Source organism: Brevibacterium sp. K72, assembly GCF_050562175.1.
GTDB lineage: Bacteria > Actinomycetota > Actinomycetes > Actinomycetales > Brevibacteriaceae > Brevibacterium > Brevibacterium casei.
Genome location: NZ_CP191582.1, coordinates 2,609,005 through 2,621,985, shown reverse-complemented (window position 1 = coordinate 2,621,985; position 12,981 = coordinate 2,609,005). Strand labels below are relative to the sequence as shown.

The 12,981-nt window shown below is 68.8% G+C and carries 9 protein-coding genes; 4 read left to right on the top strand and 5 right to left on the bottom strand.

The window, feature by feature from the left end; translation table 11 throughout:
• Nucleotides 1-99 precede the first annotated feature (99 nt).
• Both ACQ1RG_RS11710 and ACQ1RG_RS11705 read right to left on the bottom strand, forming a co-directional pair.
• Nucleotides 100-3,081: a UPF0182 family protein gene (locus ACQ1RG_RS11710; RefSeq protein WP_119296823.1), complete on the bottom strand. Its 2,982-nt coding sequence runs from the start codon at nt 3,079-3,081 to the stop codon at nt 100-102.
• Entirely contained in the window at nt 3,078-4,217 is a 1,140-nt protein-coding gene (locus ACQ1RG_RS11705) for a YlbL family protein (protein WP_040340959.1), read from the bottom strand. The genes ACQ1RG_RS11710 and ACQ1RG_RS11705 overlap by 4 nt, the downstream gene beginning before the upstream one ends.
• Nucleotides 4,218-4,379: 162 nt before the next feature.
• Between ACQ1RG_RS11705 and ACQ1RG_RS11700 the strand changes: the two genes are divergently transcribed.
• Entirely contained in the window at nt 4,380-5,972 is a 1,593-nt protein-coding gene (locus ACQ1RG_RS11700; protein WP_040341141.1) for a zinc-dependent metalloprotease, read from the top strand.
• 1 nt (nt 5,973) lies between these two features.
• On the top strand, nt 5,974-6,519 hold the full coding sequence (locus ACQ1RG_RS11695; RefSeq protein ID WP_063249704.1) for an NUDIX hydrolase: 546 nt from the start codon (nt 5,974-5,976) through the stop codon (nt 6,517-6,519).
• 56 nt (nt 6,520-6,575) lie between these two features.
• Here the strand turns inward: ACQ1RG_RS11695 and ACQ1RG_RS11690 are convergent, their stop codons facing one another.
• Nucleotides 6,576-7,127, bottom strand: a complete 552-nt coding sequence (locus ACQ1RG_RS11690) for a M48 metallopeptidase family protein (RefSeq protein ID WP_040340957.1) — start codon at nt 7,125-7,127, stop codon at nt 6,576-6,578.
• 547 nt (nt 7,128-7,674) lie between these two features.
• Between ACQ1RG_RS11690 and ACQ1RG_RS11685 the strand changes: the two genes are divergently transcribed.
• Nucleotides 7,675-8,556 (top strand): hypothetical protein, encoded by an 882-nt coding sequence (locus tag ACQ1RG_RS11685; protein WP_430600142.1) that lies wholly within the window; start codon nt 7,675-7,677, stop codon nt 8,554-8,556.
• A gap of 3 nt (nt 8,557-8,559) precedes the next feature.
• Here ACQ1RG_RS11685 and ACQ1RG_RS11680 read toward each other — a convergent pair whose 3' ends face one another.
• Together ACQ1RG_RS11680 and nudC are read right to left on the bottom strand one after the other, a co-directional pair.
• Nucleotides 8,560-10,599 (bottom strand): ATP-dependent DNA helicase UvrD2, encoded by a 2,040-nt coding sequence (locus tag ACQ1RG_RS11680; protein WP_009375235.1) that lies wholly within the window; start codon nt 10,597-10,599, stop codon nt 8,560-8,562.
• Nucleotides 10,596-11,573 (bottom strand): NAD(+) diphosphatase, encoded by a 978-nt coding sequence (gene nudC / locus ACQ1RG_RS11675; RefSeq protein WP_009375234.1) that lies wholly within the window; start codon nt 11,571-11,573, stop codon nt 10,596-10,598. The genes ACQ1RG_RS11680 and nudC overlap by 4 nt, the downstream gene beginning before the upstream one ends.
• Before the next feature lie 114 nt (nt 11,574-11,687).
• Here nudC and ACQ1RG_RS11670 point away from each other — a divergent pair, with 114 nt between their 5' ends.
• Nucleotides 11,688-12,923, top strand: coding sequence for a phosphotransferase (locus tag ACQ1RG_RS11670; RefSeq protein WP_231882212.1), 1,236 nt, complete (start codon nt 11,688-11,690; stop codon nt 12,921-12,923).
• The last annotated feature ends 58 nt before the right edge of the window (nt 12,924-12,981 follow it).

The window sequence follows — 12,981 nt, the reverse complement described above, 5'->3', positions numbered from 1 at the left end:
CTGCACGACGACGGCCCCCGGAGAAGTCCTCCGGGGGCCGTCGTCTTCGGCTCGGGCCGCGTTCGGCTCAGGCCGTCTTCGGCTCAGGCCGCTTTCAGCTCAGTTCCCGCCCTCATTGGGAGCAGGCGACTGGGTGCCGTCCTCAGCGATCGAGGGGTCGGCGGCCACGGCGTCCTCGAGGGCCTTCCGCAGGCGGTCCTGCGCCTTGCCGTACTCCTCGAAGTTGCCCTCCCTGAGCGCGGCGTCGGAGTCCTCCATCGCCTTGCGCGCCTCCTCGAGGGCATCATTGAGGCTCTTGTTGGCGGGCCGATCGCCCTCACCCTCGCCTCCGGAGGTGCCTGCGGTTCCGCCACCGCCGGACTCCGTGCCCGCGTCGCCGGCCTCGGCGCCCGAATCACCGCCGAACACCTGGTCGAGCGCCTCGTCGAGGGTCGGGGCGAACCCGATGTTCTCACCGAAGGCGACGAGAACGTGCTGGAGCAGCGGGTACGAGGTCTCACCGGCCGAGCGGACGTAGACGGGCTGGACGTAGAGCAGTCCGCCGCCGAGCGGCAGGGTGAGCAGATTGCCGTTCTGGACCTGCGACTCACCCTGACGCAGCAGGTTGAGGCTGCGCTGGACCTCGGGCGCGGTGTTGAAGTTGTTCTGCGCCTGACCGGGGCCTGGAACGGTCGTGTTGCGCGGCAGCTGGAGGAGCCGGAGCTTGCCGTAGTTCTCCGAGATCTCGCCCTTCGTCGCCCCGGCGTCCGCATCGGCGGAGAGGAAGCCGGTGAGGTTGTTCCGCGACTGCCCCTCCGAGGAGCGGGCCGGGATGTAGGAGCTCGTGAGCGAGAACGAGGGCGCTTCCTGACCCGGCATCTGCAGGGTCATGTAGAACGGCGGCTGCGTGAGACCGCTGTTCGCCTGCTTCGTCGGATCGGTCGGCAGGGCCCAGAAGTCCTGCCCGGTGTAGAACTCGCTCGCCGTGGTCACGTGGTAGCGGGTGAGCAGCTCACGCTGGACCTTGAACATGTCCTCGGGGTAGCGGACGTGGCTCATGAGGTCACCGGACATCTCCGACGGGGGCTGAATGAGACCAGGGAAGATCTTCATCCACGTCTTGAGCACCGGGTCGTTCTCATCCCACTGGTACATGTCGACGGAGCCGTCGTAGGCGTCGACGGTGATCTTCACGGAGTTCCTGATGTAGTTGACCTCCTCATCCGGCAGGGTCGCGACCGTGCCGGGTGCGGTCGCCGTCGTCGAATCCTCCGTGGCCTCCTGGAGGGGCTGCGGTGTCGAGTACGGGTAGTCCTTGGCCGTCGTGTAGCCGTCGAGGATCCACTTGATCTTGCCGTCGACGACCGCCGGGTAGGGGTCGCCGTCGATCTTGAGGAACGGAGCGAGCTTCTCGACGCGCTGACGCGGATGGCGTTCGTAGAGGATCTGCGACTCCGAGTTCACCGCATCGGAGAGGAGGATCTGCTCGTCCTGGTACTTCAGCGCGTATGCGAGGCGGTTGAAGAGACTGCCCACGGATGGGCCGCCGTCGCCCTGGAAGGTGTTGTTGACCTGACCCGAACCGCCCTCTTCGTCCGAGGGGTAGTCGAGCTCGCGCGGTGTGGCCCCTTCGGGTCCGCCGACGATCGAGTACTCGGGAGAGCTCTCGCCGAAGTAGACGCGCGGCTCGTATTCGGGGAACTCGCCCTGCGGCGGGATGTCCGACTCCATGAACGTCGGTTCGCCGTCGGGATTGCGCTGGTTGCCGTTGGCGGCGACGACGCCGAATCCGTGCGTGTAGACGATCGCCCGGTTGTACCAGCTCTGGTTGTTCACCGAGGCGGGGCTGAGCTCGCGCACGGCGATGACCGTGTCGCGCATCTGCCCGTCGATGTTGTAGCGGTCGACGTCGAGCTGGGCGGGGAACGAGTAGTACGGCCGCACCTGCTGGAGTTGGCGGAAGGTGTCGGAGACGAGGTTGGGATCGAGGAGGCGGATCGATGCCGCGGTCTCGGCGTCCTCGCGCAGCGCTCCCTTCTCACCGCTCGTGCTCGGCTCGTACGGGGTGACCTCGATGTCGTCGAAGTCGAAGGCCTCCCTGGTCGCGTCGATGTTGCGCTGGATGTACTCGGATTCGAGGCTCTGCTGGGAGGGATTGACCTGGAACTGCTGGACGAGCGCAGGGTAGGCGATGATCGAGACCCCGCCGAGGACGAGGAGGGTGAGGGTGGCGATGATCGAGATCCGCCAGTTGCCCTTCCACGCGGTGTAGACGAAGAGGAGGGCGACGAGGACGGCGGCGATCGCGACGATCGCCATCGCCGGCAGCGCGGCCCGGTCGTCGACGTAGGTGACACCGGGGACGATGCCGCCGGTCGCGGTGAGCCGGTCATAGCGGCTCAGCCACAGGCGACCGGCCTGGACGAGGACGAGCACGGCGACGGTGATGCCGATCTGCCACTGCGCGGTCTTCGTCAGCACGATCCCCCGCTGCTCTCCTGGGCGGATGCCGCCGAAGAGGTAGTGCGCGACGAGGGCGGCGATGAGCGAGAGCACGAGCGCCATCCCCAGCGTGTCGCCGATGAGCCGCAGACCGGGAAGGACGAAGACGAAGAAGGACTTGTCGATGCCGAACTGCGGATCGGTCTCGCCGAACGGCGTCGCGTTGATCCACTGCAGGACCGTGCTCCACTGCGCGGAGGCGGTGATGCCGGAGAGGATGCCGACGACGGCGGGGATGGCCAGGGTCGCGACCCGGCGCAGGGGCTCGATGGCCTCGCGGTAGCGGTCGAGGTTCTCCTGGCGCGGGGTCGTCGGTGCGTACACCGGTCGGTTCCTATACGCCAGGTGCAGGCTCAGCCACACCGGGACGGCCATGACGACGAAGCCGGCGAGGAAGGTGATGCCGCGGGTGAACCACATCGTGCGGAACACGTCGCCGGCACCGATCTGACCGAACCACAGCACCTCGGTGTAGACCTGGGTGAACGCGATGAAGGCGACGAGGAGGATCGCCACCGTCACGAGGGTGAGCAGCAGGGGGGAACGCTTGGATCCAGATCCGGGCATTCTCGCGGAGGTGGGTGAGGACGAAGTGCTCACTGCTTCCCTTTCTCATTGGTGGAGTCGCCGGCCGGGCACGTCTTCAGTGCGGACGTGTCCCCGGCGGCGAAGCCCTCGACGGCGTTCTGCGCGTCGTCGAGGGTGTCGATGCGTGCAACGGTGATCTTCGACCGGTCGGCTGCGGCGATGACCTCGGCGCAGTTGCCGGCGGGCGAGAGGAAGAGCTTCGCTCCCGCCGCGGTCGCCGCCGCCACCTTCTGCCGGGCTCCGCCGATGGGGCCGACCTGTCCGGCGGGGGTGATCTCACCGGTGCCGGCGACGTGCTTGCCGCCGGTCATCGCCCCCGGAGTGAGCTCGTCGACGATCGCGAGGGCGAACATCGTGCCGGCGGACGGTCCGCCGATGCCGTCGACGTTGAAGGTGACGTCGACGGGGAACTCGAAATCCTGTTTCATCGTGATGCCGATGGCGTTGCGTCCCTGGATCGTCGCAGGCTCGAGGGTGAGCTCGACCTGTTCGCCGTCCCGGTCGACGACGAGATCGACGGAGTCCGAGTTCTGCACGGTCGTGCTCATCTTCGCAGCCGCCTCGGGGTCGGTTTCGAGGCCGGTGCCGTTGACGGAGAGGATTCGGTCTCCCGACTCCAGCCGACCGTCGGCCGGAGCACCCTGAGTCACCTCGTCGACGAGGAGGGAGACCGTGTACGGCTTGTCGAGCTGCTCCATCGCAGCGGCGACGGCGACGTCCTGGCTCGACGTCATCTCATACGAGTTCGATTCCGCGACCTGCTCGCGGGTCGTCTCGAGCGGATAGTAGGCCTCGGTCGGAACCACCGTCTCCTTGCCGCGGATGAGCGCCCCGAGCGCCTGCGAGGCATAGGTGTCGCGTCCGGGTCCACCGCTCACGGCGACGGTGAGCATGTCGATCTTCCCGTCGGTGGGGTAGGTCTGGGCGCCGGAGACGCTGATCATCGGCTTCCCCTGATAGTCACCGAGGGTGTTGAACACCGGCCCCGGCAGCTGGAGCATGTAGGGCACGGGCAGGAGCACGGCAAGGGCGATGAGGAGATAGGTCATGACGCCGGAGGACGTGGCGAAACGGGGTGAACGTCGGCGGGCTCGGCTCCGCTGGGACGGCGCCGTCACCGGCACGGCCCGGGGGGCATTCTCAGACATGTATTCCTTTCGCTGCACCGCGTGACCAGTCTAGTTGAAAGCAGGTCACGGAATTCTCAGACTCCTTTCGCCCGGTGCGAACATCGGGCGGGATTGGGAAGCTTCTGACAGGTACGGCGGTTACCGTGGTGATGACTACGATTCGTGAAGGCGCGTGAGATCATGAGCAACGACAACACCAACGACAACAGCAACGAGCAGAACCCCTTCGAGCAGATCTTCGGAATGCTCTTCGGCCAGGGTGGTCAGGGCGGCTCGGACGGCGCGCAGGGTGCCGGCGGTGCACAGGGCTTCTCGATCGACCCCGCAATGATGGCGACGATCATGAACCAGATGCAGGGCCTCTTCGGGCAGGGAGCCGACCCGACCGCGCAGGCGACCTCGATCGCCCTGCGCAGCGTCCCCTCCCCCGATCCCGCTGTCGGTGATGACGCGGTCCACGCGACCACGGATGCATTCCGCCTCTCCGAGCTGTGGCTCGCCGAAGCGACGGACCTCTCCGTGGCCAATCGGTCGACGTCGACGCTCACCCGCGCCGACTGGGTCAAACGGACGATGCCAGGCTGGCAGCGCTTCGTCGAGCCGATCAAGGACAACATGTCGACCGCGCTCACCGACACCCTGCAGACCCAGATGCCCGAAGAGATGAAGGGCATCCTCGCCGGTGCCTCGTCGATGTTCTCCTCGATGAGCGATTCGATGTTCTCGATGCAGATCGGTCAGGCCGTCGGGGCGCTGTCGGAGAGCGTGCTCACCGGCACCGAGGTGGGACTGCCTCTGCTCCCCCACGACCAGGCCGTCCTCGTCGAGTCGAACATCGCCGCGTTCGCCGAGGAGATCGGCGTCGACGTCTCCCAGGTCCGCATCTATCTCGCCGCCCAGGAGCTCGCGCACCTCGCACTCTTCGAGCGCGCTCCGTGGCTGAGCGCTCAGGTCGAGACCGCGCTCGCCCGATACGCTCAGGGCCTCAAGGTCGACACCTCGCAGATCGAGGAGATGGCTTCGTCGATCGATCCCTCGAACATCTCCGACCTCAGCGACAACATCCGCCAGGGACTCTTCAACCCGCCGACGACGGACGAGCAGAAGCGGGCGCTGACGACCCTGGAGAACCTCCTTGCGGTCATCGCCGGCTGGGTCGACGTCGTCGTCTATGCCGCGTGCGAGAAGCTTCCGGCTCGCGAGCAGATCCGCGAGGCCCTGCGCCGTCGACGGGCGACCGCCGGCCCGGCGGAGAAGACCTTCTCCACCCTCGTCGGACTCCAGCTCAATCCCCGCCGGCTGCGCGACGCCGCCGCGCTCTTCGGGTACCTCGAGACGCAGGGCGGGGCGGAGGCCCGGGACAAGGTCTTCTCCCATCCCGACCTCCTGCCCACGACCGAGGACCTCGACGACCCGCTCGGCTACAGCGAACGCCGTCGCGCGGAATGGGAGGGCGGATCGACCCTCGACGAGGCGCTCAGCCGCATCCTCGCCGAAGGCACGGACGGCAGCGGCGCCACGGCCACCGCGACCGACTCGTCCGCCGGTGCCGAGGATCCGGCGCAGGCGCGAGGCGACGCCGAGGACGGTTCGGCATCCGCGTCGCAGGATGGCGACTCATCCACCGACGCCTCCTCCGCCGACGGTTCCCAGGCCGACAGCGCGCGGGGTGACAGCGCGCGAGGCGACAGGTCGACGGATGACGAGTCCGCGGCGACCGAGGACGAGTCGACCCCTGAGGGCCCTGACTCCACGGACCGCGACGAGAAGTGAGGTGATCGACCTCGACACCGCTCGCGCGGAGATCACGGGCATCGTCAACGCCGAGGCGTTCGCTGAGCTCTTCGAGCACAGCGGGGCGTCGGCGCTCGTGCGTGAGGGCACGTCCGAGCATGTCACGGCGAGCTGCCTCGTCATCGACCCCGCCGCCGAAGCGGTCCTCCTCAACCACCACCGGAAGGCCGGGGCCTGGATGCAGTTCGGGGGTCACCTCGAACCCGGTGATGTGAGCCTGCGGGAGGCGGCGAGACGCGAGGCGCTCGAGGAGAGCGGGATCGGCTCGCTCTCATGGGTCTCCCCTGCCCCCATCGACCTCGACATCCACGAGCTGGCCGGTGACTTCGGCACGTGCCGACGCCATTTCGACGTCGTCTACGGTGCCGTCGCCGAGACGGCGGATCTGCCGAGGGTCTCCGAGGAATCGATCGACGTGGCCTGGTTCCCCGTCGGCAGACTTCCCGAGGACCTCATGCCCGACCTCGTCGAGCGCCTTCCGCAGCTCTATCGGGCCACAGCCGAGGTGTTCGCGCAAGGCGCCTGAACGGATCGATGAGCGGTCGGTCACGCGGCAGCCGAACGGACCCGCGCACGGCCGCCTCAGGTGCCGCGGCCGAAGCGCTCCCCCGCGCTGAAGCCGTCGAGATAGAGCTTCGCCTCCGCCTGCCTCGGGTGACGGTCGGCAAGAGCGTGGAACTCCTTGGTGTGCGGGCCGATCTGCAGGTGCGCGAGTTCGTGGACGATGACGGTCTCGAGCACCCAGCGCGGCACGGACTGCAGCCGGTGGGAGATCCTGATGTCGCCGGTCGACGTCGTCGTCGACGCCCACCGGCTGAGGTTCTGGTTCGTCACCCACCGGATCGACGCCGGCCGCAGGCGTCCGGCGAAGTAGCGGTCGTTGAGTTCGTCGGCGAGAGCGACGAGGTCCGCAGCCGAGGAGTGGTCCTTCGCGGCGAGGCGGTTGAACAGATCGGTCAGCGACCGGATGTTCGACTCGACGCTGTAGCGGTCGGGAGCACTGAGCACATAGGTGTCGATCTCCTTCGACACCGCGATCGTCTTCTTCCGCCGTGCCGAACGCCGCACGACGATCTCTCCGCGGGCGATCGCCCGGAGCACACGCTCCTCCGTCCACCGAACCTGCTCTGCCATGCCCCAATGATAGGGAACGACAGTGACACGAGAGCGCGTGAGGGGCCGTGGTGGCTACTTGTGAGTTTCCTGAGTATCGTGATCCAGTGCCCTCACACCTCCGTCCACAGACCGATGGGAGCCGCCGACCGACCGCGCATCGGAAGTGACCTACGCATTCATCTGCCCCCGGCGCGTTTCGACTCGACGGGCGGCGAGTCGCTCCTCCACAGCCCGTCGGCAGGTGTCCACACGTTATCCACAGATCGGCGGACCGCGGCGGCCGGATGCGCCATTGACGGGGCCGCGAATGGGGCATAGGTTCTATGTTTGACCCCGGAAAACCCGGAGATGCGTGCGGAAGGGGAAGCCGCACGAGTCGCCGCGAGCGCCTGGGGCATCATGCGGTTGAGGGCATGTCGGATTGACTTTCCGACCTGTCCTCTTCCGTTTTTCCACAAGGTTTTCCACAGTCTGGCATTCGCTCTGGTGCGCGGCCTGCGCATTCACTACCGTAGAGGCTCCCGAACCGAGAGCGAGGACTGTGATGCTGAGGATCTGTCCGAGTGTGCCGATCACGTGGCGCGGCCGCGGCTGCCTCCAGTTCGGGGTCGAGGATCCCGTCCTCATCGACGGTCTCCTCCCCGCGGGGGCCTCGCTCATCGAGGACCTGCGGATGGGGCTGGCCTCCGCGCAGTTCCACCACCGCGCTCAGGAGCTCGGAATCGACCTCGCTCGGGCGACCTCGCTCATCTCCCTCCTCGCCGAGGCCGATGTCCTCATCCCCTCGGACTCCGACACCTCGGCGATGGCGAAGGGGTCGAAGGCACTGTCCACGGCTCGGCTCTTCCGACGGACCCCCGACGAGACCTCCGAGGTCCTCGCGGCACGCACCGTCGCAGTCCTCGGACCGCTTCGCTCTCCGGTGGCCCACCAGCTCTCACTGGCCGGGTTCGCGGTCTCGACGGCATCACGCGTCGACGAGAGCGAGGCACTCGCCCATCCCATCGTCGTCACGACCTCGCACCTTGTACCCGATCTCCACTCGGCCACCTGGCTCGTCGATCGCGAGATCGACCACTGCCAGGTCGTCGCCGGGGAGTTCACGGTCACCCTCACCGGGCTGGTGCGACCGGGACGCACGCCGTGCACGCTCTGCGGGTGCCTGAGCCTCCGGGACGCCGATGCGGACTGGTTCGACCAGTACCCGCGGATCAGAGCACTGCAGGACCGGGACGAGCTCAGCGATCCGCTTGCGGCGGGAGTCGCTGCCACCCACATCGCCCTCGTCCTCCGGCGCGCGCTTCTCGAGGACGCAGCCGAACCGATGGTCCGCTCCGTCGACCTCCGCACGGGATTCGCCGACGAGGAGGACCTCGCCTTCCATCCGCGCTGTCACTGCCGGGCGCCCGTCCCCCGCTTCGGTCGTCCCGAGGAGGCGGCGCAGTGACCGCTACCCGGCGATGAGGCGCAGCAGACTCGACCCGTAGAGTTCGAGCTTCGTCGCTCCCACCCCTGGGATGCGGGCCAGGGCTGTGAGGTCGCCCGGGCGCATCTCGGCGATCGCCGAGAGCGACGTGTCGGTGAGGACGAGGTAGGGAGGGAGGCCCTGTTCGAGTCCGACTCGGGCCCGCCACCGGCGCAGCCGATCGAGGAGTTCGAGATCGACCTCGGCGGGGCAGCCCGCGCACCTGCCCAGAGCTCGATCGGCCTGGGAGACGAGGACCCGCCCGCAGGCACGGCACCGGTTGGTCGTCACCGTCGTCCCCGGCCGCCGACCCCCGCCGGTGCTCTCCTCGACCCGTCCGAGTTCGGAGAGGAAGCGCGAGGGGCTGCGCGGCTTCTGCTTCGAGGCGTGACGGGCGAGCGACCAGCTCAGCGATAGGTCCGCGCCGGCACGCGTCACGGCGACGTAGAAGAGCCGACGCTCCTCGGCGATCGCCCGGGGCGTCTGCGCGTAGCTGATCGGCAGCAGCCCCTCGCTCAGCCCGACGAGGTGGACGCTGTCCCATTCGAGGCCCTTCGCGGCGTGGAACGAGGCGAGCGTGACGCCCTCGATGTCGGGGGCGAACTGGTGCTCGGCGCGATCGGCGAGGTCGGCGAGGAAGGCGTCGAGGGGAACCGGCAGCTCCGAGGCCGCCTGGTGAGTCTCGGCGAGATCGACGAGGGCTTTGAGCGACTCCCACTTCTGCCTGCTCGCTCCGGCCGGGGGCGGGGTGCGGGTGTAGCCCGCCGAGGCGAGCACCTCGGCGACGATCTCCGGCAGCGGACGCGCCCCCGCCGCCGCTCGGGCGGCCCTGAGCATGAGGATGCCCTCCTTGACCTCCTTGCGGGCGAAGAACCGCTCCCCGCCGCGGAGGAGGTAGGGGATTCCCGCCGCCGTCAGCGCCTGTTCGAAGGCCGGACTCTGCCCGTTCGTGCGGAAGAGGACCGCGATGTCCCGGGGGCGACGCCCTGCCCTCACCTCGGCGGCGATCGCCTGGACGACTCCGACCGCCTCCGCCTCGTCGGTGGGATATTCGACCATCCGCGGGGACCGTCCCTCGGGATTGTCCGTGCGCAGGGTCAGCGCCGTGCGCGAGGTGTGGCGGAGCAGGCTGTTGGCGGTGGAGACGATCGCCTGCGACGAACGGTAGTTGCGGACGAGGCGGATCGTCGTCGAGGACGACAGGGACGAGGGCAGGGACTCGAGCAGGGACGCATCGGCACCGGCGAAGGAGTAGATGGTCTGTGCGGGGTCACCGACGACGCAGAGGTTCTCCCGCGGCCCCAGCCACCGGGTGAGCAGATCGAACTGGAGCGGTGAGACGTCCTGGAACTCGTCGACGACGAAGTGCCGGTACTGTTCACGGACTTCCGCGGCGATCGCCGGGTACTCGGCGAGGGCCCCGTCGAGGACGAGGAGGACGTCCTCGAAGTCGAGGAGTCTCCCCCGGGTCTTCGCCTCCGAATAGGCTTCGGCGATGCGCACCATGTCCTCGACGCCGAGGTCGCCGGGCAGTTCGCGCGCCTGGGCCTTCATCGCGTAGTCCTCGATGCCGAGCAGGGAGGCCGCGGCGTATTCGATCTCCGCGGCGACGTCACGCGCGAGCTCACGGCTGACGTCGATGCCGAGGTCCTGCATGACGGAGCCGAGCACCCCGGCCTTGTTCTCGATGATGCGGGGGAAGTCACCGCCGGCGAAGCGGTCCCAGAAGAACCGCAGCTGGCGCAGGGCAGCGGAATGGAAGGTCCGCGCCTGGACTGCGGGGACGCCGAGGGAACGCAGCCGCGCGCGCATCTCGCCGGCCGCCTTCGCGGTGAAGGTGAGGGCGAGGACGTGGTGGGGTGGGAAGACCTCGGTGGCGATGCCGTAGGCGATGCGGTGGGTCATCGCCCGGGTCTTGCCGGTTCCGGCACCGGCGAGGACGATGACCGGGGATGAGAAGTGGGTGGCGACCTCCCGCTGCTCGTCGTCGAGAGCCGCGAGGAGGTCGGCGGCGCGAGTGTTCACTCGTTCTCCAGCCACGCCCGCAGCAGCTGGCCGGCGATCGACACCGTTCCTGGGGCGCTCACCCGGCCGGCGGCGATCTCGGCGTTGAGCTCGGCCCTGGTGAACCACCGCAGCGAGGCGATCTCCGCTTCGTCGGCGGCGACGTCGAGGCTCTCCGCCTCGGCGGAGAATCCGAGCATGAGGGAGCAGGGGAAGGGCCACGGCTGGGAGCCGAGGTAGCGGGGATTGACGACTCTCAGATGCGCTTCCTCCCAGATCTCGCGGATGACCGCGTTCTCCAGCGTCTCGCCGGGTTCGACGAATCCGGCGAGGAGGGAGTAGCGTCCGGCGGGCCAGGCGGCGTTGTTGCCGAGCAGCACCCGTTCGACGCCCTCAGCATCCGTGTGGACGATGACGACGATGACCGCAGGGTCAGTGCGCGGGAAGTGCTCGCTGCCGGTCACCGGGTCCCGACGCACCCAGCCGCCGAGCACGGGTTCGGTGGGGGTCCCGGTGAGCGGGGAGAACGGGTGGGCCCGGTGCCAGTTGCCGAGGGCGACGATCTCACACGCGAGGGAGACGTCGACGTCGTCGAGCGCCTCGGCGAGCTCCCGCAGAGGCAGCCACACGGGTTCGGCGCTCTCGACACCGCCTCCGGGGGCGGTGAGGAGGTCGGTGGCGTCGCGGGCGCGGGCGGCGGCGAACTCGGTGTCGAGGGCGCTGCGGCCGGCATCGTCGAGGCTGACGCCGATGTAGCGCTGACCCGCCTCGTCGCGGCCGAGGTAGATCTCCGTCTGCCCGGGCGGAACCTGAGCCCGATCGGCGCGGAGGAGCCCGCCGCGGGCGACGAGGAGGGAGCCGCGATGTTCGAAGACGGCGAGGGCTCCGGTCTCCCACAGCTGCCCGAGATCGCCGTCGCCGCCGCGGGCCAGATGATCGCGGTCGATCCCTTGGCGAGCCAGGCTGACTGGGGCGATGGCGGGCAGCGGTTCCATGGCCTCCACGATAGCTCAGGCCCCTGACGCGCCTGACACGCTCGAGGCCCGAATCCCAGGGCTGGCGGGGAGGCAGACGGTACATTGGGGAAGGTGGATACGAAGGCGCTCAAGTTGGCAGCAGTCGCAGCGACGATGCTCGACGATTTCTCCCCGACGACATGGACATCCCTCCCGCCGCTCGATGCGGGAGTGAGGATTCTCATCTCCGACGGGGAGACCGACTACGTCGCCGCCGCGCACCTGCGCATCGACCGTTCCGCCGATGCGGGATCGACCGCCGAGGCGGCGCGCATCTACGAGACCGCCTACCCGCACGCCGACTTCACCTGGCCGCACCTGCGGGCGATCACCGAGGTCGAGGAGAAGGTGTTCGGCACCGACTCGCCGGTCACAGTGACCCTCTCCGATCCCCTGCCGGGAGCCCCGGTGGGTGATGAGCCGATCGCCGACGTGGCCCGAGCGAGCTCGCTGGCGCAGACGCTCGCGACCATCCACTCCGCCGCCCCCGAGCCGATCTCCGATGCGGGCTTCCCCGTCGAGGAGCCCTCGCGCTTCCAGTTCCAGATCCTCGAGCGCCTCGACCAGGCTGCGGCGACCGGGCGCGTGCCTGCGACGCTCCTCCAGCATTGGGAGGAGGAGTTCGAGAAGGTCGCCCTCTGGCATTTCCTCGCCACCCCGATCCACGGCGCCCTCGACGAATCCAACGTCTACACCGACGAGGAACGCGTGCTCGCCCTCGCCGACATCGGTCGGATGCGGGTGGCCGATCCCGCGATCGACCTCGCAGCCGCCTCGGCGCTCATCGATCCCGCAGCGGTTCCGACGTTCTTCACCGAGTACCGCAGCTCACGGCCCCGCGCCGATGACCACATCGTCACCCGCGCCGAGCTGCTCGCCGAGTTCGCCGTGCTCGACTGGCTGCTCGAAGCCGTCGAGTCCGGTGACGACGAGGCGATCGCCGATGCCGCGGACCTGCTCACCTCCTTCGACCAGGTGCTGCTGCGTCCCGACGGCTCCGACGTGCCCACCGCGCCGGTGTCCTCCGACGACGTCGCCCAGGGGTCGAACGTCACCTCCGCCACCGAGGAGTCGGCTGACGATCACGGCACCTCCGACGGCGGCGTCCGACGTTCGTCGCCATCCGGTGCCGACCGTGGCTCAGCCGGTGCCGACCGTGGCTCAGCCGGTGCACGCGTGTCGGAGCACGCGTCGCCCGGCGGCTCCGGGCACGCGTCGCCCGGCGGCGGCACCTCCGGGCGCACATCGGCCGGGGACGGCGCGTCCGGAAGCCGATCGGCAGGCGCCGCCGAGAACGGCCCCGAGTCCTCGGGATCCCCGGAGCGCTGAACACCACGGCCGGCCCCGGCCCGACGTGGGTCGCCGCCGCCTTCGCTTCCCCTTGAGC